Raw genomic sequence first — 21,043 nt, 5'->3', positions numbered from 1 at the left:
CGTGACCGGACGTGACCATGGTGCGGTGACCCTACGCGGGAGCTCCCCCGGCGCCCAGGGCCGCGGCACGGCGAGGCGCGACCACCCCCACGGCCGGGGCGGCGCCCCGGCGACCGCGGTGCGCGACGGCGCCCTGGCCACGGCGGTCTCGGTCGTGCTGTGCACCGGGCTGGTCGTCCTCGGCGGCATGGCCGCGAGCGCCCACCTCGCCGTGCTGGCGGGCGTGGGCCTGGTGGGCGCCGCGGCGGTGGCGGTCGGCTCGCGGCGCGACCGCTGGAGCGGGCCGGCGGACCGGGTCACCCTCGGCCGCACCGTCCTCGTCGGCGGGAGCGCGACCGTCGTCGTCCTGGCGCTGCTCGGCGACCTGCCGCCGCGGTCGTGGTGGCTGCTGGCGCTCGCGGCCCCGGCGGCGCTGCTCGACGCCGTCGACGGCGCGGTGGCCCGCCGCACCGGCACGGCCACCGCCGCGGGCGCCCGGCTCGACATGGAGGTCGACGCCGCGCTGCTGCTCGTCCTGTCCGTGGCGCTCGGCCCGGTCGTGGGGTGGTGGGTCCTCGGCGTCGGCCTGATGCGCTACGCGTTCGTCGTCGCCGGTCGGCTGCGACCCCGCCTGCGACAGCCCTTGCCGTACAGCCTCTTCCGTCGCGCCGTGGCGGCCGCGCAGGCGGCGGTGCTCGTCACCGCGCTCGTGCCGGTCGTGCCCGTGCCGCTGGCGGCGACGGCGTGCGCGGCGGCGCTGGCGCTGCTCGCCGTCTCGTTCGGGCGGGACGTCGCGGCGCTGGAGCGGCGCGGGCGCGCCGGCGGCTGACGGACGGACGCCGTCGTCGTCGTCGGGGAGCGGGCGGGGCGCCCGGACGCTCAGGAGCCGCTGAGCCGGTCGGCGAGCGCGCCCCAGCGCGGCCCGACCCCGCGCAGCACGGCGGTGCGGTGCTCGTCGACCTCCCCGGCCCCGTCGACCCCGGCCCCCTCGACCCCGGCCCCCTCGACCCCGGCCCTGTCGACCCCGGCCCCTGAGACCCCGGCCGCCGCGTCGGCGTCCTCGCGGTGGAGGTCGACCTCGAGCCGGTCCCCGGCGAGGTGCTCGACGAGGCCGCGCCCCCACTCGACGACGACGACGGACGCCTCGAGGTCGGCCTCGAGGTCGAGGTCGTCGAGCTCGAGGGCGTCGCCGAGGCGGTAGGCGTCGACGTGGACGAGCGCGGGACCGCCGACGAGCGAGGGGTGGACGCGGGCGATGACGAAGGTCGGCGACGTCACCGGTCCCCGGACTCCGAGGCCCTCGGCCAGCGCCTGGGTGAGCGTCGTCTTGCCCGCCCCGAGGTCGCCGGAGAGCACGAGGAGGTCGCCGCCGCGCACGAGCGCGCCGAGCCGGCGGCCGAGGGCGCGCGTCTCCTGCGCCGTGCCCAGCTCGACGCGGACCTCGCTCACGCGCCCTCCGCCGCCGGCGGCACGAGGGCCGCCGGCTGCGCGCGGTCGTGCGCCACCACGCGGGCGGCGCGCGCCAGCAGGTGCTCGACGGCGTCCTGCACCACCTCGGGGTGCTCGAGCGGCACGAGGTGGCCGGCGTCGCGGACGACGACGTGCTCGGCGCCGGGCAGCCGCCGGACGATCTCGTCGCTGTGGGAGGGCGGCGTCAGCAGGTCGTGGTCGCCGACGAGGACGAGCACCTCCCCGCCGGCCAGCGCGCTGAGCGCCTCGGCCTTGTCGTGGCGGTCGAAGGCGGGGAAGAAGTCGTCGATGACCTCGACGCTCGTGCCGGCGATCATCTGCGCGGTGAAGTCGACGACGTCCTGGGGGACGTCGGAGGCGTAGGACCAGTGCCGCACCAGCAGCGTCTCGAGGTCGCCGCCGAGGGTGCGCGTCCGCTCGACGAGGCCGGACCGCCGCGCCAGCAGCCCGAGCGCCGTGGGCGCGACGCGGCGCAGGGCCGGTGCGAGGGCCGCGAACCCGTAGTCGTTGGCGGACATGCCGCCGGCGCTCGTGCTGATGAGCGCCGTCCCGACGACGCGCTCCGCGACGAGCTCGGGCGACCGGGCGGCGAGCGCCATGACGGCCATGCCGCCCATCGAGTGCCCGAGCAGCACGAGCGGCCCCTCGGGGCAGGTGGCGGCGAGGACGTCGGCGAGGTCCTCGCCGACCTGGTCGATCGTCGCGGAGCCGCGGGGGCCGCGCTCGGAGCGCCCGTGGCCGCGCTGGTCCCACAGGACGAGCCGGTACCGGCCGCGCAGGGCGAGGCGCTGCACGTGCCAGAAGTCGAGGTTGAGCCCGTACCCGTGGCTGAGGACGACGGTGGGCCGGTGCTCGGCGGCCGCCGCGGCCCGCTCCTCCTCGGGGAGCTCGTCGACCTCGACGTGCAGCTCGGTCCCGTCGCCGGCGCGCACGACGAGGGGGCGGCCGGTCAGCGAGCCGAGCGGCACCTCGCGCCGCGGGGGCCGGGCGCCGGGCAGGGGCAGGAGGGGGCGCCCGACGACGAGGCGCTCGGCGCCGAGCCCGAGGGCCGCGCCCGCGCCCGCGGCCGCGAGACCGGCCCCGAGGGCGAGCAGGCGCAGCCCTCCCGCCGCACCGGCCGCGCCGGGCAGGCTCAGGGGGCTCACGCGAGGCCCTCGGTCACGACGACGCCGGCGGTGCCGACGTGCACCCTCGGGACCCGGGCGCCGATGCGGGTAACGACCTCGTAGGCGATGGTGCCGGCGGCGTCGGCCCAGTCCTGCGCGGTGGGGCCGCCGTCCGCGCCCGTGCCGAAGACCTCGACCTCGTCGCCGGCACGGGCCACCCGGGCGGCCTCGTCGTCGCCGAGGTCGAGGACGACCTGGTCCATGCAGACGCGGCCCGCGACGGCGTACCGGCGCCCGCGCAAGGCGACCGGGCCCCGCCCGCTGGCGTGGCGGGGCAGACCGTCGCCGTAGCCGAGCGGCACGAGCGCGAGGCGCGTGCGGCCCGCCGTCACGTGGTGGTGGCCGTAGGAGACGCCCTCCCCCGGGCCGACCTCCTTGACCAGGGCGAGCCGCGCGCGCAGCGACATCGCGGGCACGAGCCCGAGGTCGGCGGACGAGAAGCGCTCCGGGGCGGGCGAGACGCCGTAGACGGCGACGCCGGGGCGGACGAGGTCGAGGCGCGCCGAGGGGTGGGCGAGCAGCCCCGAGGACGCCGCGAGGTGGCGCAGCGGGGGGCGGACGCCGAGGCGCGCCGCCACGTCGACCGCGGCGTGGAGGCGATCCACCTGCGCGAGCGTCAGCGCGTCGGAGGCCTCGTCGTCGGCGGAGGCCAGGTGGGACCACACGGCGACGACCTCGAGGGCGCCCTCGGCCTGGGCGGCCGCGGCGGCGCGCACGACGTCGGGCCAGTCCCGAGCCGTCGCCCCGCCCCGGGACAGCCCGGTGTCGACCTTGAGGTGGACCCGCGCGGTCCGCCCGGTGCGGCGCGCCGCGTCGACGAGGGCCTCCACCGCCCAGACGGCCGAGGCCGAGAGGTCGACGCCGGCCGCGACCGCGGGCGCGAGGTCCTGCCCGGGCACGACGAGCCAGGCGAGGACGGGGGCGGTGACACCGGCGGCGCGCAGCTCGAGGGCCTCCGCCAGGTGGGCGACGCCGAGCCACGTGGCCCCCCCGGCCAGGGCGGCGCGGGCGCACGGCACCATCCCGTGCCCGTAGCCGTCGGCCTTGACGACGGCCATGACGGCCGCCCCCGCGGCGCGCTCCCGCAGGACATCCGCGTTGGCGGCGACGGCGTCGAGGTCGACGACCGCGCGCGCGGGCAGGACGTCGCCGAGGTCGTCGGCCGGCGCGGTCGCAGCGGCAGCGGGGGTCGTCATCACCGGCCAGTCTCGCACCGCGCGGCCCGCCCGCCCGGCAGGCGCCGGGGGCCGGCGTCGGGGACGGGGCGCCCGGCGGGATCACTCGGCAGGGGTCACACGGCAGGGGCCGGAGCTCAGGGCACCGGCGCCTCAGTCCCGCGGCACGTCGACGAGGAGCGCGGTGAGGACCTCGGGCAGCGCGTGCAGCACCGCTTCGGCGTGGAGGGGGCCGCCCCCGGACGCGGCGTGCGCCGCGAGCCCGTGGACGGCGGCGCCGACCGCCCCGGCGTCGCGGGGCGCCAGCCCGAGCGCGGCGAGCGCGCCGACGACGCCCGCCAGCACGTCGCCGCTGCCGGCCGTCGCGAGCCACGGCGTGCCGTCGGCCTGCGCCCGCACCGGCGGGCGCGGGTCCCCGCCCTCCCCCTCCGGGTCGACGACGAGCGTCGTGGAGCCCTTGAGCAGCACCACGACGCCGGACGCGTCCGCCGCGCGCCGGGCGTGCTCGAGGGGACGCTCCTGCACGTCCGCCCGCGTGCAGTCGTGCCCGAGGAGGCCGAGGAGGCGCGCGAGCTCCCCCGCGTGCGGGACGACGAGCGTGCCCCCGCTCCCCCGCTCCCCCTCGTCGAGGGCGGTGACGAGCGCGGGCAGCGCGCCTGCGTCGACGACGCACGGGACGTCCTGGGCGAGCGCCTCGCGGACGTGCTCGCCCTGGCCCTCGTCGTCGGGGTCCACGCCGGGGCCGAGCAGCCAGGCCTGCACGCGGCCGGGGCCGGGCACGACCTCGGGCCAGCGGGAGCGGACGAGGTCGGTCGGAGGGGTCGGGCCGAGGTAGCGCACCATGCCCGCGCCGGCGCGCACGGCGGCGCCCGTCGAGAGCACCGCCGCGCCGGTGAAGGTCGCGCCGCCCGCGACGACCCCGAGCACGCCGCGGGAGTACTTGTCGCTCTCCCCGTCCGGGCGCGGCCAGAGGTCGGCGAGCTCGCGCGCCCCCAGGCGCTCGACGACGGGGTCGCCCAGGTCGCCGAGGCCGATCGGCGCGACGACGACGCGCCCGGCGAAGGCCGACGCCGGGGGCAGCAGGAGGGCGGGCTTGGCCGTGCCGAAGGTGACGGTGACGTCGGCGCGGACCGCCGCGGCCGTCCCGGCCCCCTCCCCCCCGGTCGCAGACACAGGCCCAGCCCCCGACGCAGACCCAGACCCAGACCCAGACCCAGACGCGGACGCGGACGGCAGGGCTCCGGTGGTGACGTCGACGCCGCTGGGCACGTCGACCGCGACCACGCGCGCGGAGGAGCGGGCCACCGCCCCGGCGAGCGCCGCTGCGGCCCCGCGCAGGCCGGGACGGCCGCCGACGCCGAGCAGCCCGTCGACGACGACGTCCGCCGCCGCGACGGCGGCCAGGCCCACCTCGCCCGCGCCGTCCTCGACGACGCGCCCGCCCGCGGCACGCAGGGCGGCGAGGCCGGGTCCGTGGGCGCGCGGTTCGTGGGACGAGTCCGCCGCGAGCAGCGCCGTCACGGAAGCGCCGCGGCGCGCCAGGAGGGCCCCCGCGTGCAGCGCGTCGCCGCCGTTGGTCCCCGAGCCGACGAGGAGCACCGCGCGGGAGCCGTAGACCCGCCCGGCCACGGCGCGCAGCTCGGAGCCGACGACGCCGGCCAGCGCCGCGGAGGCGCGCTCGACGAGGGTCGCGAGCCCTCCGGGGAGGCTGGCGGCGGCCGCCTGCTCGGCGGCGCGGACCGCCTCGACGTCGTGGGCGCTGGTCATCGGGGCTCCTGCGGGTCGACGGCGGGACGGGCGAGGACGGGACTGGCGAGGGCGAGGCGGGGACGGGACCGGCGAGGGCGGGGCGAGGGCGGGGCGAGGGCGCGGCTGCTGCTGGGCCCCGCCGCTCAGGACGGGTGCGTCGGGTCCGGGTGGCTCGGGTCCGGGTGGCTCGGGTCCGGGTGGCTCGGGTCCGGGTGGCTCGGGTCCGGGCGCGTCGGGTCAGCACGCGTCGGGTCCGGGTACGTCGGGCCCGGGCGGGGCGGCGCCGTCCGGGGAGGCAGGACGTCCGGCGTCGGGGGGAGGCGGGGCGGGGCGCCGAGGACGCGCTCGGCGACGACGAAGGCCGTCGCGATGCCGGCGTCGTGGGAGAGGGACACGTGCACGGCCCCGACCCCCAGGGCGGCCGCCCGCTCGGCGACGGTGCCGCGCATCTCCACCCACGGCGCGCCGTGCTCGCCGCGGTGCACGCGCGCGTCCCGCCAGCGCATCCCCGGCGGCGCGCCGAGGGCCTTGGCGAGAGCCTCCTTGGCGGCGAAGCGCGCGGCCAGCGAGCGCGCGGGCAGGTCGGCCTCGTCGGGGTCGAAGAGGCGCGCGCGCAGCGCGGCGCCCCCGCGGTCGAGCACCGCGGTGAAGCGCTCGACGCCGACGACGTCGACGCCCACCCCCACGACGGCCCCGCCGATCGGTCCGGCGCCGGCGGCACCGCCGAGGGGGAGGCCGCCCGCCGTCACGACCGGCTCACTCGACGGTGACGGACTTGGCCAGGTTGCGCGGCTGGTCGACGTCGAGCCCCTTGGCCGCGGCCAGCTCGGCGGCGAAGACCTGCAGCGGCACGACGGTCAGCAGCGGCATGAGCAGCGGCGGGCACGCCGGGACGCGGATGACCTCCTCCGCGAAGGGGACGACGCCCTCGTCGCCCTCCTCGGCGATGACGAGGGTGCGGGCGCCGCGCGCCCGGATCTCCTGGATGTTGGAGACGACCTTGCCGTGGAGGCCGTGCGGGCTGCTCGGCGGCGGGACGACGACGAAGACGGGCTGCCCGGCGTCGATGAGCGCGATGGGGCCGTGCTTGAGCTCTCCCGCGGCGAAGCCCTCGGCGTGGATGTACGCCAGCTCCTTGAGCTTGAGGGCGCCCTCGAGCGCCACCGGGTAGCCGACGTGGCGCCCGAGGAAGAGGACGGACCGGGAGTCGGCCATGAAGCGGGCGATCTCGCGGACGCGCTCGAGCCCGTCGAGGACCTCCTGCACCTTCGCCGGCATGGCGTGGAGGTCCTCGAGGACCTCCTTGACCAGCTCGGGCGACGCCGTACCGCGCAGCGCGCCGAGGTAGAGGCCCAGCAGGTAGCACGCCGTGATCTGGGCGAGGAAGGCCTTCGTCGAGGCGACGGCGATCTCCGGGCCCGCGTGCGTGTAGAGGACGGCGTCGGACTCGCGCGGGATGGTCGAGCCGTTGGTGTTGCAGATCGACACCGTGCGCGCACCGAGCTCGCGGGCGTGGCGCACGGCCATGAGCGTGTCCATGGTCTCGCCCGACTGGGAGATGGAGACGACGAGTGTCCGCTCGTCCACGACGGGGTCGCGGTAGCGGAACTCGTGGGCGTACTCCACCTCCACGGGGATCCGGCACCAGTGCTCGACGGCGTACTTGGCGACCTGCCCCGCGTACGAGGAGGTGCCGCAGGAGATGACGACGACCTTGTCGACCGCGGCCAGCTCCTCGGTCGAGATGCGGACCTCGTCGAGGACGAGCCGACCCTCGGCGTCGCTGCGGCCGAGGAGGGTGTCGGCGACGGCGCGGGGCTGCTCGTCGATCTCCTTGGCCATGAAGGAGGAGTAGCCGCCCTTCTCGGCGGCCTCGACGTCCCAGTCGACGTGGAAGGGCGAGCCCTCGACGGGTTCGCCGTCGAAGGTCGTGATCGTCGCCCCCTCCGCCGTGATGGTGACGACCTCGTCCTGCCCGAGGGCGAGGGCGTCGCGCGTGCGGCCGATGAAGGCGGCGACGTCGGAGCCGAGGAAGGTCTCGCCCTCGCCGAGGCCGACGACGAGCGGGGAGCTCCGCCGGGCGCCCACGACGGTGCTCGGGTCGCCGGAGCGGACGGCGAGGAGGGTGAACGCCCCCTCGAGGCGGCGGCACGTGCGGCGCAGCGCCTCCGCGAGGGCCTCGCCGCCGTCGAGGCCCTCGCCGCGCACGGCGGCGACGTGACCGGCGAGGACGTGGGCGGCGACCTCGGTGTCGGTCTCGGAGGCCAGCTCGACGCCCTTCGCCTCGAGCTCGGCGCGCAGCGCGGCGAAGTTCTCGATGATGCCGTTGTGGATGACGGCGACCTCGTCGTCGCCGCTGCCCGCGAGGTGGGGGTGGGCGTTGGCGTCGGTGGGACCGCCGTGGGTGGCCCACCGGGTGTGGCCGATGCCCGTGGACGCCGGCTCCAGCGGGGCGGCCTCGAGCAGGGCCCGGAGGTTGGCCAGCTTGCCGGCCTTCTTGCGCGTGGCGAGCCCGCCCGGCCCGGCCAGCGCGACGCCCGCCGAGTCGTAGCCGCGGTACTCCAGCCGCGCGAGGCCGTCGACGACGACGTCCAGCGCCCCCCCGCTGCCCGGCGCTCCGACGTAGCCCACGATCCCGCACATGGCCGCCAGCGTAGGTGCGCCCGCCCGTCGCCCCGGCGCCCGACGCACCCGGGTGACCGGTGCGCGTGCGGGGAGGGCCGGCCCCGGCTGGCACCATCGGCGCCCGTGGCCGCCGACTCCTCCCCCTACGTCGAGCTCGACCGGGACGCCTGGAGCGCCCTCGCGCCGGCCACCCCCCTGCGGCTGACGCAGGAGGACCTCGAGAGCCTGCGGGGCCTCGGCGAGCCGATCGACCTCGCCGAGGTGGAGGAGGTCTACCTGCCCCTGTCGCGGCTCGTGCAGCTGTACGTGGGCGCGGCGCGCTCCCTGCACGCGGCGCGGGCCGAGTTCCTCGGCGAGCGCACGGCCCCGACGCCCTTCGTCGTGGGGGTCGCCGGCTCGGTGGCGGTCGGGAAGTCGACGACGGCGCGCGTCCTGCGCGAGCTCCTCGCCCGGTGGCCGGGGACCCCGCGCGTCGAGCTCGTCACCACCGACGGCTTCCTGCACCCCAACGCCGAGCTGGAGCGGCGGGGGCTGCTGCAGCGCAAGGGCTTTCCGGAGTCCTACGACCGCCGGGCGCTCCTGCGGTTCGTCCAGGCCGTGAAGTCGGGGGCGGAGGAGGTCCGGGCCCCGCTCTACAGCCACCTCGTCTACGACATCGTGCCCGGCGCCGAGGTCGTCGTCCGCCGGCCGGACGTGCTCCTCGTCGAGGGGCTCAACGTCCTGCAGCCGGCCCGCCCCCGCGCCGACGGCCGGCAGGGGCTCGCCGTCAGCGACTTCTTCGACTTCACCATCTACGTCGACGCCCGCACCACCGACGTCCGCAGCTGGTACGTCCAGCGCTTCCTGCGCCTGCGGGAGACGGCCTTCAGCCGGCCCGAGTCCTACTTCCGCCGCTTCGCGGGACTCTCCGACGAGCAGGCGGAGGCCCTCGCCCTGGAGATCTGGGGCGCCGTCAACGAGCCGAACCTCGTCGAGAACGTGCTCCCGACGCGCGGGCGCGCCTCGCTCGTCCTCACCAAGGACGCCGACCACACCGTGCGGCGGGTGAGGCTCCGCAAGGTCTGAACCAGGCTCGGACGCCGACCTCGTCGCGCCCCTCCGAGGCGGCAGGCCTGGTCGGCCCGGCGCCGGGGCGGCCCGGCACCGGGGTCGGGCCAGTACGCGAGTCGGCCCAGCACCCGGGTCGAGCCAGCACCCGGGGCGGCCCCGCGCCGCTGATCAGAAGGGCGGGGCGCCGTCGTCGGCCCAGCCCCCTCTCTCGCCCGCCCCGTCGGCGGCGCCTCCTGAGCCGTCAGCGGGGGCATCCGGGACGCCGGTGGGACCTCCCCGGCCGTCGACGGACCGACCGTCGCCTCGCTGGACGTGCCCCACGTCGTCTCGGTCGAGCTCGTGCAGCTGGCGGGCGAGCTCGGCGTGCACCCGGTCGAGGTCGTGGGCGGCGCTGTCTCTGCAGGGGTAGCGCTCGGGGCCCAGGAGCCGCTCCTCCAGCTCGGGGGCGGCCTCGGCCTCGGCCCTGGCCGCGGCGCGGGCGGCGTCGGCGAGGGCAGGTGCGGGGCGGGGCAGCAGCGGCTGCGCGGGGACGTGGACGACCTGCCCGAGCGGGGTGGTCCAGGTGAGGGACGGGTCAGCGGGGTCATCGGTGGTCGGGACCGCCACCCATCCGAAGTGGTGCTTGGCGAGGTGGTGGCGCCGGCAGAGGACGTCGAGGTTGCAGGGGCACGTCGGTCCGCCGGTGGCGTGGGAGGTGCGGTGGTCGAGGTCGCAGCGGGTCGCGGGCATGCGGCAGCCGGGGGCCTGGCAGCGGGGTGAGCGGGTGCGCACCCAGCGGGCGCAGGCGTCGGTGGGTGTGTACGGGCCCGGTCCGCCCGCGGCGGCGGCGTAGGAGCAGCCGGACCGCCGTGATGCACGGCGCAGGGAGGTGTGCCGCGACGTGCGGGCAGTCTCCTGTTGGGTCGAGGGTGGTGGCGCGTCGACGCGCACGGTGATCGACGCGCTCCGCTCTCGGCGGGCTGCCGCCGCTCTCTTGCCGGTCTCGGGTGGTCCGGACGTCGGGCCGGGCAGGCCAGCGGCCTGTGCCGGCGGGTCGGTGGCCATGAGGTGGCCGTCGAGGCCGACGAGGTGGCCGGTGACCGGTGCGGTCAGAGCGCGGCGGAAGCGGTGCCCGGCGGCGAGGAGCTCGGCGACGGCCACCGCGGGGACGGGTCCGAGGGTGGGGTGCTGGGCGGGGTCGTCGTCCAGGCCGAGAAGGCTGGACAGGGCCACGGTGACCTGCGGGCCGTGCGGGCTGCGCGTCCGGGACGTGCTCGTGGTCGCTGCCGCAGCCAGGTTCGTGCCGGCGGCCGCGCTGGCGGGCAGGTCGGTGGTGGCGGGCAGGTCGGTGGTGGCGGGCAGGTCGGTGGTGGTGGCGAGGTCGACGAGGGCGTCGAAGCGGCGCGCGTCGATGCCCCGGCGGTCCGGCAGCCCCGCGGCGGCACCGTCGCCCAGGTTGAGGGGGTCCAGGCCCGCGGTGGTCGCGGCGTGCGGGTCGAGGCGCCCGTGCTCCCCGGCGCGGGCCCGGGCGGTGGTGGTCAGGCGCTCGAACACGCAGGCCAGGTCCAGCACCGGGCCCGTGGCGACCAGCTGGGCCATCCCGTCGTCCACGGGGAACAGGCGGACCCCGCGGGCGCAGGTCGCGCGCCGCACCCGCCGGCGCACCGCCTCGGGGTCGGTCGTCGCCACGAGGTGACGCACCCGCGCCCGCAGCGCGGGGACGGTGAGCGGGCCGAGGTCGTCGGCCAGGGCCGCGTCGACCTTCGCGGCGTGCACCGGGGACAGGGCGACGGTTTCCTCGGCGACCAGGCGGGAGCGCTGGGGGTCGATCCGCCCCGCGTCCAGCGCGACCAGGGTGACCGGCAGCCGCGTGGTCACCGCGAGGGCCTCGGCGACCAGGTCCTGCGCCCGGCGCAAGGGCACGACCAGCGCGACCGCCAGCTCGGCCGCGGCGGCCTCGAACGCCAGCCCCGCGTCCCGCCCCGACCCCGATCCCGGCGACCGTGCCGCGTCGGAGGCGGCACCGGCGCCGGCACCCCTGTCCGCGATCGCGATCACACCGGTGCGACTGTGGCCGGTGCTGTCGCCGTCGCCGTCGCCGTCGGCCACCGGTGCCGTCGGCCCGCCCGACGCGCCCATCTCGTCGACCAGCGCGGCGACATGCCGCAGCAGCACCGCCCACGCCACCGACCGCGCCGCCTCCAACGCGACCACCGCCTGCACCCGACCCAGCGCGCCCGCCCGCACCGCCGACCGCACCCGACCGGCCTCGCCCACCAGCTCGGCGGCGCCGCCGTCCTGGTCCCCGGCAGCAGCACTCACCTCAGGGAGGCCGGCGCCACGAGCGGCGCGAGGCGAGGCGGACGGCAGGACGGCGTCGTCCCCCTCGCTCCCGCCCACGCCCATCTCGAACACGTGTACGAGGCTAGGGATGGGGTCCGACAGCGCCGCGACAGCCCCGAGGTCTGTGGAGGACGCCCCCACACCGCCAGCCTGTGCGCAGCCACCCGACACCGCCCGTGGCGATCGCCTCGGCGCCTGCGCCCGCCGAGCCGCCCGAGCCCGTCAGGACCCGTCGGCCACCGCAGCCACGGCGGCGGCGGTCGCCGCCGGCCCCCCTCCAGGAGCGGCGGCTCCCGCGAGCCGTGCGTCGAGCGCCGCGCGGACGGCGGAGACCTCGGCCTGCATCTCGTGGAGCAGCTCGACGGGGCGGAAGCCCATCTCCTCGTTGACCGCGACCATCGGCCCGTTGCTCGCCGCGTTGTACGTCCGCACCGCGCGCAGCGAGCCCGCCCACCCCTCCTCGCGCCCGTCGGCGAGCGCGGCGGCGAGGCAGTCGATCTTGAGCAGCAGGCCGAGGCGGTGCCCGCGGTGCTCCGGCAGCACGAGGGTGTCCCACTGGTGGAGGACGTCGGGCTCGTGCTCGCTGCGGACGAGCATCGAGTACCCGGCCGTCGCACCGTCGTCGCTGCGCGCCAGCGCCACCCAGCGCGTCCGCCCCAGCGCCACCGACCGCTGGTGCTCGGCCAGGACGCGCTCGGCGTCCACGTCCTCCGCCTCGACGACGAGGTCGTCCTGCGGGGCCTCGGTGAGCATGCGCGAGGAGAGCTCGGCCATGGCCGCCGCGTCCTCGGGCTCGGGGGCTCCGCGCAGCACCTCCCAGCGGTACCCCGTCGACCGCGGGAGCGCCGCGGCGCGGAGGGCGTCGAGGTGGCCCTGGTCGGCCGGCAGCGGCAGCTCGCGCCGTACGTCGGCCACCCCCAGCGAGAAACCCGTGGCCGCGGCGAACGCCGTGCCGGGCCACCGGTCGACGTCGGCCTCCAGGGGCACGGCCACCTCGGTGAGCAGCCGGGGGCGCCCCTGCTCGTCCGCCAGGTCGCAGACGGCCCGCAGGAGGGCCGAGGCCACCCCGCGGCGCCGCGCGGAAGCCGGCACCGCGACCTCGCAGTACAGGAGGTCCCGGTTGTCGCGCTGCGGCGCCTCGACGCGCGCGGCCCCGACGACCTCGCCGTCGTCCACCGCCGACAGCACGACGACGGGCTCCCACGGGACCGGGTGGGCGAGCTCGGCCCGCGCCTCCTCCCGCGGCCACGGGGCCGCCGTCGGCAGGCCGTGCCGACGCCCGGCCTCCTCGGCCGCGTGCCAGGCCTCGAAGCCCTCGGCGAGGAAGGCGGGGTCGTCACCGGGGCTGGTCGTCACGCGCACGGCGGCAGGATCGACCGCCTCGCCCGCAGCGGTCCAGCGATTTCAGATCTGCCGGCGCCCGAAGGCCGCAGCCCCCGAGCCCGAGCCCGAGGTCACACGCCCACCAGCCCGGGAAGCGGGGCTCACTCCTCCCGGAGGGCCAGCCGCTGGCGCACGACGCCCGCGAGCCGGTCGGCGACCTCCTGGGCCGTCTCGGCGCTCGGCGCCTCGACCATGACGCGCACGAGCGGCTCCGTCCCGGAGGGGCGCAGGAGCACCCGGCCCGTGTCGCCGAGCTCGGCCTCCGCCGCGGCGACGGCGTCGCGCACCCCCGGGTCGGTGCCGGCGCCCGCGCGGTCGACGCCCGGCACGTTGACGAGGACCTGCGGCAGCCGCGGGATGCCGGCGGCCAGGTCCGCCAGGGTGCGCCCGCTCTCGGCCACCCGGGCGAGCAGGTGCAGCGACGTCAGCACGCCGTCCCCCGTCGTCGCGTGGTCGAGCAGCAGCACGTGGCCCGACTGCTCGCCGCCCAGCGCGTAGCCGCCCCGACGCATCTCCTCGAGGACGTACCGGTCCCCCACCGCCGTGCGCGCGCAGCGGATGCCGGCCGCCTCCATGGCGAGCACGAGGCCCAGGTTGCTCATGACCGTCGTCACGAGGACGTCGTGCCGCAGCTCGCCCCGCTCGGCCAGGGCCAGCGCGAGGACGCCCATGATCTGGTCCCCGTCGACGAGCGCCCCGGTGGCGTCGACGGCGAGGCAGCGGTCGGCGTCGCCGTCGTAGGCGACGCCCGCGTCGGCGCCGTGCTCGAGCACGGCGGCCTGCAGCACCTCGGGGTGCGTGGAGCCCACGCCGTCGTTGATGTTGACGCCGTCCGGCGCCGCCCCGACGACCACGACGTCCGCGCCGGCCGTCGCGAGGGCCAGGGGGCCGAGCTCGCTCGCGGCCCCGTGGGCGCAGTCGACGACGACCTTCAGGCCGTCGAGCCGGTGGGGCGCCGACGCGCCGAGGGCCTGCGCCCACGCCGGGCCCGCCTCGTCGTCGCGCCGCACGCGGCCCACACCGGCCCCCGTGGGCCGGGCCCACTCCTCGCCCGAGCGCCGCTCGATGGCGTCCTCCACGTCGTCGGGCAGCTTGTGCCCGCCGCGCGCGAAGAACTTGATGCCGTTGTCGGCCATCGGGTTGTGCGAGGCGGAGAGGACGACGCCGAGGTCGGCGCCCGAGGCGGCGACGATGGACGCCACGGCGGGGGTCGGCACGACGCCGACGTCGTCGACGTCCACGCCCGCGCTGGCGAGGCCCGCCACGACCGCGGCCGAGAGGAACTCGCCCGACGCGCGCGGGTCCCGCCCCACGACGGCGCGTGGTCGGTGCCCGGCGAAGGCGCCCCGGTCGGCCAGGACGTGCGCCGCCGCGACCGAGAGGTCCAGCGCGAGCTCGGCGGTGACGGCGACGTTCGCGACGCCCCGCACCCCGTCGGTGCCGAAGAGCCTGGCCACTGGTCCTCCGTGGTGGTCGGTCGGTGCTGGCAGGTCGGTCGGTGATGGCAGGCCGGTCGGTGCTGGCAGGCCGGTCGCTGCTGGAAGGCCGGCCCCGGACGCACCGAAGCCCCGGGGCGCAGGCCCCGGGGCTTCGGTGCGGCGCTCCGCGGCGGGCAGGTGCCCGCCGGGGTCAGCGCTTGGAGTACTGGGGCGCCTTGCGGGCCTTCTTGAGCCCGGCCTTCTTGCGCTCCTTGACGCGCGCGTCGCGCGTGAGGAAGCCGGCCTTCTTCAGCACCGCGCGGTTGGCCTCGACGTCGACCGCGTTGAGCGCGCGGGCGATGCCCAGGCGCAGCGCGCCGGCCTGGCCCGAGGGGCCGCCGCCGTCGATGCGGGCGATGACGTCGAAGCGGCCCTGCAGCTCGGTGACCGTGAACGGGTCGTTGACGAGCTGCTGGTGGACCTTGTTCGGGAAGTAGGCGGCGAGCTCGCGCCCGTTCACCGAGTACTGGCCCGAGCCGGGGACGATGCGCACCCGGGCGACGGCCTCTTTGCGGCGGCCGGTCGCCATGGCCGGGGCCACGATGCTCCGCCCGGAGCCCGCGACGGACGAGGACTCGCTGGTGTAGCTGCTGGGGGCGTCGGTCTCGACGGTGGTGTCGAGCCCGCCGTCCTGGTAGTCGGTGCTGTCGGTCTGGACGGTCACAGGTTCTCCTCGGGAGCGGGTGCGGGGGCCGGGCGCGAGGGGACTACTGCGCGACCTGGGTGATCTGGAAGGACTGCGGCTGCTGGGCGCCGTGGGGGTGCGACGGGCCCGAGTAGACCTTGAGCTTCTTGATCATCGCCCGGCCGAGGCTGTTCTTCGGGAGCATGCCGCGGACGGCCTTCTCCACGGCCTTCTCGGGGTTCTTCTCGAGGAGCTCGGTGTAGGAGGTCGCCTTGAGGCCGCCCGGGTAGCCCGAGTGGCGGTAGGCGATCTTCTGGTCGCGCTTGCTGCCCGTGAGGGCCACCTTGTCGGCGTTGACGATGACGACGAAGTCACCGGTGTCGATGTGCGGCGCGAAGACCGTCTTGTGCTTGCCCCGCAGCAGCGAGGCGGTGTGGGTCGCGAGGCGGCCGAGCACGACGTCGCTGGCGTCGATGACGTGCCAGCGGCGCTCGACGTCGGCGGGCTTGGGGGAGAACGTGCGCACGGTCGTTGCCTTCGTCCTGTCGGGGTCGTCCACGGCCTCCGGACCGGCTGGTCCGGGCTGCTTCGTCCGGGGCTCTTCGCACGCTCTGCCGCGCTGGGGTGCAGCGCGGCCGACGTCCGACGAGGCGGACGCGGCCGGCGCAGGGCATGGCACGTCCCGGAACTCGCGGACGACTGTACGAGACCCCCGGCGCGCCGGTCAAAGCGGCTCGGGAGCCGGCCGCCGCCGGCCCCCGTCCGCCGCCGGCGGCGGCGCGGCCTCCCACACCGGCTCGGGCACCTCGACGAGCCGCCCGTCCGCGCCCAGGACGAGGAAGCGGTCGAAGCCGCGCGCGAACCAGCGGTCGTGCGTGACGGCGACGACGGTCCCCGAGAAGTCCGCCAGCGCCCGCTCCAGGGCCTCGGCCGACTCGAGGTCGAGGTCGTCCGTCGGCTCGTCGAGGAGCAGGAGCGTCGCCCCCGACAGCTCGAGGAGCAGCACGCGGAAGCGGGCGCGCTGCCCGCCCGAGAGCTGGTCGGTGCTCTGCTCGGCCGCGCGGGCGAGCCCGTACCGGTCGAGCGCGCGCGCCGCCTCCTCGCGGCCCATCCCCGCCCGGGCCCCGTCCCCGCGGTGCAGCACCTCGAGCAGCGTCGGCAGGCGGTCCCCCGACCTCCGGCCACCCGCCCCCTCCCCCGCGCCGTCCCCGGCTCCCCCCGGGTCCGCCCCGTGGGCGCTGCCGCGCTCGCGCTGGGAGAACCAGCCCGGGCGCACGCGCGCGCCGAGCCGTGCGCGGCCGCTGTGGGCCACCGGGTCGACCGGGACGTCGCTCGTGGCGGGCGCGTGCTCGGGCTCGGGGTCGGTGCCGCCCGCGGCCAGCAGGCGCAGGAGGTGGGACTTGCCCGACCCGTTGGGCCCGAGGAGCGCCACCCGGTCGCCGTACCAGACCTCGGCGTCGGCGGGCTCGAGCAGCCCGGGGATCGCGACCTGCTCGAGGACGACCGCCCGGCGCCCGGTGCGCCCCCCGGCGAGCCGCAGCCGCAGCGGGCGGTGCTGCGGGGCCTCCGGCGGCGGCCCCTCCTCCTCGAAGCGCGCCAGGCGCGTCAGCGCGGCCTGGTAGCGCGACGACATGCCGTCGTTGAAGGTCGCCTTCTGGCGCAGCGCCACGACGAGCGCCCGCAGCTGGGCGTGCTCCTCGTCCCAGCGCCGCCGCAGCTCCTCCAGGCGCGCGGTGCGCGCCGCCCGCGCCTCGTGCCAGGTGGCGAAGCCGCCCCCGTGGGTCCAGGCGCGGGCCCCGCCCGGGCCCGGCTCGAGGGTGACGACGGACGTCGCCGTCCGGGCGAGCAGCTCCCGGTCGTGGCTGACGAACAGGACGCTCTTCGGCGTCTCGCGCAGGACCCCCTCGAGCCACCTCTTGGCCGGCACGTCGAGGGAGTTGTCGGGCTCGTCGAGGACGAGCACCTCCGCGGGGCCCCGCAGCAGGGCCTCGACCGCCAGGCGCTTGGCCTGGCCCCCGGACAGGCTCGACAGGGCGCGCCAGCGGCAGCGCTCGTACGGCAGGCCGAGGGCCGAGCGCGTGACGGCGTCCCAGTGCACCTCGACGTCGTAGGACCCGGCGTCCCCCGCGTCGACGAGGGCCTGCGCGTAGCGCATCTGGGCGGCCTCGTCGTCGACCTCCATGACGGCGAGCTCCGCGGCGTCGAGCTCGAGGAGGGCGTCGCGCAGCCGGGGCGGCGAGGTGGCCACGAGCAGGTCCCGCACGGCGCGCTCGTCGCCCGGGCCGCCGCGCCCGACGCGCTGGTCGAGCACGGCCACGCCGCCGGAGCTCGTCACCGCGCCCGAGGTCGGCACGACCTCGCCCGTCACGAGCCGCAGCAGCGTCGTCTTGCCGGCACCGTTGGGGCCGACGAGCGCCGTCGTCGACCGGTCCCCGACGCGCAGCGACACCTCGCGCAGCAGGGGCCGGCCGTCCGGCAGCGCGAGGGAGACCCGGTTCAGCTCGACGTGCCCCACGCGCGGCAGTGTCCCCGGAGCCGGGGCTCCGGGGACACCGGGTTCTCAGGGCGGGCCCCGCCGCGCCGGGCGGGCCTCAGGCAGGTGCCGGGCAGGTGCCGGTCAGGCGCGGTCCTCGTCGACGACGTGGACGGCCGCCTCCTCGGCCCCCGCGGCGCCGCCGGCGATGCCGACGTCCTGCGCGACCTCGTCCTTCTCGGCGTCCGGGCCGATGCCCCCCGACGGGTCGACGAGGCGGCCGGCGCGGACGTCGCCCACCTGGTCGTCGAGGAGCTCCCCGTCGGTGTCGAGGTCGGCCTCGGTGCCCGGTGCCGGCGGCTCGGCGACGTCGTCGGCGTCACCGGTCGACATCTCCGCGTCGTGGCGCACGGGGCCCGGGTCCTCGGCGAGGGGGTCGGGCACCTCCATGGCGGGGTCGGGGACCTCCTCGGCCAGGCGCTCGTCGAGGCTCTCGCCCTCGCGCTGCTCCTCGAGCGTCGTGCCGTGGCGGCCGAGCTCGCGCGGGCGCTCCGGCGGGGAGTAGCCCTGGTCGAGGGCCTCGTCCTGCGAGAGCGTCCCCAGGCTGTTCTCGTCGTCGTAGTCGCGGACGTCGGGGTCCACCGCGGCGTCGTCGACGCCGCCCGCGTCGGGCTGGTAGACGTCGTCGCCGACGGCGCTGGACTCGTCAGGTGTCGTGCTCATGCCCCGACCCTGCCACCGGCCGCGGGACCTCGCGCGCGGTGCCGGCGCCCTGCTCCGGAGCGACCGGCCCCCGGTACGAGCGCGCCCGCACCGCCTGCGCCGCGAGCTCCTCGTCCGGCGGGTAGACGACCTCCTCGAGCACGAGGCCGTGCGCGGGCACGACGGCGACCGCGGGGTCGCGCACGCCGGCGGCGAGCACCCGCGCGGGCCAGCCCTCGTCGCGGCGCCCCTCCCCCACGGCCAGGCACGCCCCGACGAGCGAGCGGACCATGTGGTGGCAGAACGCGTCGGCCTCGACGTCCGCGACGACGACGCCGTCCGGCGCCCGGGACCAGCCGAGGCGCAGGAGCGTCCGCACGGTGCTCGCGCCCGCGCGGGGACGGCAGTAGGGCAGCCAGTCGTGCTCGCCGAGCAGCGGCGACGCCGCCCGCGCCATCGCCGCCACGTCGAGGGGTCGGCGCACGACGAGCACCTCGCCGCGGCGCAGCGGGTCGCGGGCGGCCGGGTCGTCGACCACCCGGTAGGCGTAGCGGCGCCGCAGCGCCCCGAAGCGCGCGTCGAAGCCCGGCGGCGCCGGTCGGGCGCCGCGCACGACGACGTCCGCCGGCAGCACCCCCGCCAGCCGGCGGAGCAGCGCCCGCCCCGGCGACGGCGCGCCGGGGCTCCCGGCGGCGCGGCCGGGCAGCGCCGTCCAGGAGGCCTCCTCGACGTCGACGTGGACGACCTGGCCGCGCGCCGACACGCCGGCGTCGGTGCGCCCGGCGACGACCAACCGCGGGGCGGGGCGCCGCAGCACCCGGCCGAGGGAGCGCGAGAGCTCGTCCTCGACCGTCCGCAGGCCCGGCTGAGCCGCCCACCCCGCGAAGCCCGCGCCGTCGTAGGCGACGTCGAGCCGCACGCGCACCAGGGCCGCCCCCGCAGACGGCGCGAGCCCGCCGCCCCCGGCGGGGGCGGCGGGCTCGGCGGGGCCGTGCTCGGTCAGCTGCGGCTGTCCTTCTCGGCGTCCTCGGCCGCCGTGGTGACCTCGTCGGCGGCGTCGGCCGCCGCGTCGGCGTCCTCGGCGTCGGACGAGCCCGGCGCGAGGACGTCGGCGTCGCCGGCCGCCGTCTCGGCGTCGGCCGTGGCGTCGCCGGCGGCCTCGGTGTCGGCGCGGCCCGCCGCGTCCTCGGCCTCGGTGGCCGAGTCCTCGGCGCGGGCCTCGGACAGGGCGGCCGCGTCGGCGTCGTCGACCTGCTCGACCGGCACGTCCGCCGCCTCGGCCGCGCTGGCGCGGGCCTCGTCGCGGTCGCGGGACGCGCGACCGGTGGCCGCCGTCGCCTCGCGGACGACGTCCTGGCGCGCCGACACGGGCTCGGTGACGAGCTCGATGACGACCATGGGGGCGTTGTCGCCCTTGCGCGGGCCGATCTTCGTCGTGCGGGTGTAGCCGCCGTCGCGCTGGGCCATCTGCGGGGCGATGTCCGTGAACAGCTCGTGCACGACCGTCTTGTCGCGGACGACGGTCATCACGCGCCGGCGCGCGGCGAGGTCGCCCCGCTTGGCGAAGGTGATGAGCCGCTCGGCGAACGGCCGCAGCCGCTTCGCCTTCGCCTGCGTCGTCGTGATGCTGCGGTGCTCGAACAGCTGGGTGGCCAGGTTGGCCAGGATCAGGCGCTCGTGCGCCGGACCGCCGCCGAGCCGCGGGCCCTTGGTGGGGGTGGGCATGGTGTCTCCTCGGGTGGGCCGTGCGTCAGCCCGGGCACCGCCCGGACGTCAGCACTGGGCGGGTGGTCAGTACTGCTCGTCCTCGGCGAACGACGCGTCGTCGTCGTCGCCCTCGTAGGCCTCGAGGGCCGCGCTCGGGTCGAACCCGGGCGGGCTGTCCTTCAGCTGCAGGCCCATGGTGCCCAGCTTGACCTTGACCTCGTCGATGGACTTCGCGCCGAAGTTGCGGATGTCCAGCAGGTCGGCCTCGCTGCGGGCGACGAGCTCGCCGACCGAGTGGATGCCCTCCCGCTTGAGGCAGTTGTAGCTGCGGACCGTGAGGTCGAGGTCCTCGATGGGCAGCGCGAGGTCGGCGGCCATGGCCGCGTCCGTGGGCGAGGGGCCCATGTCGATGCCCTCGGCCTCGACGTTGAGCTCGCGCGCCAGGCCGAAGAGCTCGACGAGCGTCTTGCCGGCCGAGGCCATGGCGTCGGCGGGCACGGTCGAGGGCTTGGTCTCGACGTCCACGACGAGCCGGTCGAAGTCCGTGCGCTGCTCGACGCGCGTGGCCTCGACCTTGTAGGTGACCTTGAGCACCGGGGAGTAGATCGAGTCGACGGGGATCCGGCCGATCTCGGCGTCGCCCGACTTGTTCTGGGCGGCGGAGACGTAGCCGCGGCCGCGCTCGACGGTCAGCTCCATCTCGAGCCGGCCGTTCTCGTTGAGCGTGGCGATGTGCAGCCCGGTGTCCGCGACCTCCACGCCGGCGGGCGGCGCGATGTCGGCGGCGGTGACCTCGCCGGGGCCCTGCTTGCGCAGGTACATCGTCACGGGCTCGTCGTGCTCGCTGGAGACGACGAGGCCCTTGACGTTGAGGATGATCTCGGTGACGTCCTCCTTGACCCCGGGGATCGTGGAGAACTCGTGGAGCACGCCGTCGATGCGGATGCTCGTGACCGCCGCGCCGGGGATCGACGAGAGCAGCGTGCGGCGGAGGCTGTTGCCGAGGGTGTAGCCGAAGCCGGGCTCGAGCGGCTCGATGGTGAAGCGCGAGCGGCGCTCGGCGACGCGGTCCTCGGTGAGGGTGGGGCGCTGTGCGATGAGCACGGGCAGGTGTCCTTCCGGGCGCGGGGTCCGCCATA

At 77.6% G+C, this 21,043-nt stretch carries 17 protein-coding genes and 1 pseudogene; 2 read left to right on the top strand and 16 right to left on the bottom strand.

Going from position 1 to position 21,043, the window contains the following annotated elements:
* Positions 1 to 25: 25 nt before the first annotated feature.
* Positions 26 to 808 carry a CDP-alcohol phosphatidyltransferase family protein gene (locus tag Q0789_RS01340; protein ID WP_298801378.1) on the top strand — a complete coding sequence of 261 codons (783 nt, stop codon included), beginning with the start codon at positions 26 to 28 and terminating at the stop codon, positions 806 to 808.
* A 50-nt stretch (positions 809 to 858) separates the two neighbouring features.
* Here the strand turns inward: Q0789_RS01340 and tsaE are convergent, their stop codons facing one another.
* The 6 genes and pseudogenes from tsaE to glmS all read right to left on the bottom strand — a co-directional run bounded on the left by tsaE (position 859) and on the right by glmS (position 8,182).
* Entirely contained in the window at positions 859 to 1,428 is a 570-nt protein-coding gene (gene tsaE, locus Q0789_RS01335; protein ID WP_298801377.1) for a tRNA (adenosine(37)-N6)-threonylcarbamoyltransferase complex ATPase subunit type 1 TsaE, read from the bottom strand.
* Positions 1,425 to 2,594 (bottom strand): alpha/beta hydrolase, encoded by a 1,170-nt coding sequence (locus Q0789_RS01330; RefSeq protein ID WP_298801376.1) that lies wholly within the window; start codon positions 2,592 to 2,594, stop codon positions 1,425 to 1,427. The genes tsaE and Q0789_RS01330 overlap by 4 nt, the downstream gene beginning before the upstream one ends.
* A complete protein-coding gene (gene alr, locus Q0789_RS01325; protein WP_298801375.1) occupies positions 2,591 to 3,811 on the bottom strand; it encodes an alanine racemase in 1,221 nt (406 codons plus the stop codon). Before alr ends, Q0789_RS01330 begins: the two co-directional genes overlap by 4 nt.
* 132 nt (positions 3,812 to 3,943) lie before the next feature.
* Complete coding sequence (locus Q0789_RS01320; protein WP_298801374.1) at positions 3,944 to 5,557, bottom strand: bifunctional ADP-dependent NAD(P)H-hydrate dehydratase/NAD(P)H-hydrate epimerase; 1,614 nt, start codon at positions 5,555 to 5,557, stop codon at positions 3,944 to 3,946.
* A 323-nt stretch (positions 5,558 to 5,880) separates the two neighbouring features.
* Positions 5,881 to 6,240 (bottom strand): annotated as a pseudogene (locus Q0789_RS16685) (holo-ACP synthase); the annotation flags it as partial.
* A gap of 55 nt (positions 6,241 to 6,295) precedes the next feature.
* Complete coding sequence (glmS, locus tag Q0789_RS01310; protein WP_298801372.1) at positions 6,296 to 8,182, bottom strand: glutamine--fructose-6-phosphate transaminase (isomerizing); 1,887 nt, start codon at positions 8,180 to 8,182, stop codon at positions 6,296 to 6,298.
* Between the two features lie 105 nt (positions 8,183 to 8,287).
* On the opposite strand from glmS, the gene coaA reads away from it, so the two are divergent.
* Entirely contained in the window at positions 8,288 to 9,229 is a 942-nt protein-coding gene (coaA, locus tag Q0789_RS01305) for a type I pantothenate kinase (RefSeq protein ID WP_298801371.1), read from the top strand.
* Positions 9,230 to 9,382: 153 nt separating this feature from the next.
* Here coaA and Q0789_RS01300 read toward each other — a convergent pair whose 3' ends face one another.
* The 10 genes from Q0789_RS01300 to Q0789_RS01255 form a co-directional block, all read right to left on the bottom strand.
* Entirely contained in the window at positions 9,383 to 11,599 is a 2,217-nt protein-coding gene (locus Q0789_RS01300; protein WP_298801622.1) for an HNH endonuclease signature motif containing protein, read from the bottom strand.
* Positions 11,600 to 11,758: 159 nt separating this feature from the next.
* Positions 11,759 to 12,898, bottom strand: coding sequence for a GNAT family N-acetyltransferase (locus Q0789_RS01295; RefSeq protein ID WP_298801370.1), 1,140 nt, complete (start codon positions 12,896 to 12,898; stop codon positions 11,759 to 11,761).
* A 122-nt stretch (positions 12,899 to 13,020) separates the two neighbouring features.
* Complete coding sequence (gene glmM / locus Q0789_RS01290) at positions 13,021 to 14,376, bottom strand: phosphoglucosamine mutase (protein ID WP_298801369.1); 1,356 nt, start codon at positions 14,374 to 14,376, stop codon at positions 13,021 to 13,023.
* A gap of 172 nt (positions 14,377 to 14,548) precedes the next feature.
* Positions 14,549 to 15,061 carry a 30S ribosomal protein S9 gene (rpsI, locus tag Q0789_RS01285; protein WP_366917579.1) on the bottom strand — a complete coding sequence of 171 codons (513 nt, stop codon included), beginning with the start codon at positions 15,059 to 15,061 and terminating at the stop codon, positions 14,549 to 14,551.
* 43 nt (positions 15,062 to 15,104) lie between these two features.
* The gene (gene rplM, locus Q0789_RS01280; RefSeq protein WP_298801368.1) at positions 15,105 to 15,548 is read right to left on the bottom strand and encodes a 50S ribosomal protein L13; all 444 of its coding nucleotides are present in this window, start codon (positions 15,546 to 15,548) and stop codon (positions 15,105 to 15,107) included.
* 198 nt (positions 15,549 to 15,746) lie between these two features.
* On the bottom strand, positions 15,747 to 17,537 hold the full coding sequence (locus tag Q0789_RS01275; protein ID WP_298801367.1) for an ABC-F family ATP-binding cassette domain-containing protein: 1,791 nt from the start codon (positions 17,535 to 17,537) through the stop codon (positions 15,747 to 15,749).
* 102 nt (positions 17,538 to 17,639) lie between these two features.
* Positions 17,640 to 18,218 carry a DUF5709 domain-containing protein gene (locus Q0789_RS01270; RefSeq protein ID WP_298801366.1) on the bottom strand — a complete coding sequence of 193 codons (579 nt, stop codon included), beginning with the start codon at positions 18,216 to 18,218 and terminating at the stop codon, positions 17,640 to 17,642.
* On the bottom strand, positions 18,202 to 19,125 hold the full coding sequence (locus Q0789_RS01265) for a tRNA pseudouridine synthase A (RefSeq protein ID WP_363326065.1): 924 nt from the start codon (positions 19,123 to 19,125) through the stop codon (positions 18,202 to 18,204). The genes Q0789_RS01270 and Q0789_RS01265 overlap by 17 nt, the downstream gene beginning before the upstream one ends.
* A 71-nt stretch (positions 19,126 to 19,196) precedes the next feature.
* The gene (rplQ, locus tag Q0789_RS01260; RefSeq protein WP_298801364.1) at positions 19,197 to 19,922 is read right to left on the bottom strand and encodes a 50S ribosomal protein L17; all 726 of its coding nucleotides are present in this window, start codon (positions 19,920 to 19,922) and stop codon (positions 19,197 to 19,199) included.
* 66 nt (positions 19,923 to 19,988) lie between these two features.
* The gene (locus Q0789_RS01255; RefSeq protein ID WP_171201678.1) at positions 19,989 to 21,008 is read right to left on the bottom strand and encodes a DNA-directed RNA polymerase subunit alpha; all 1,020 of its coding nucleotides are present in this window, start codon (positions 21,006 to 21,008) and stop codon (positions 19,989 to 19,991) included.
* Between the last annotated feature and the right edge of the window lie 35 nt (positions 21,009 to 21,043).

The sequence above is a fragment of the uncultured Pseudokineococcus sp. genome (genome assembly GCF_947499845.1).
Classification (GTDB): Bacteria; Actinomycetota; Actinomycetes; order Actinomycetales; family Quadrisphaeraceae; genus Pseudokineococcus.
Note: the sequence above shows the minus strand (reverse complement) of the source record. Positions and strands in the feature narration are given on the sequence as shown.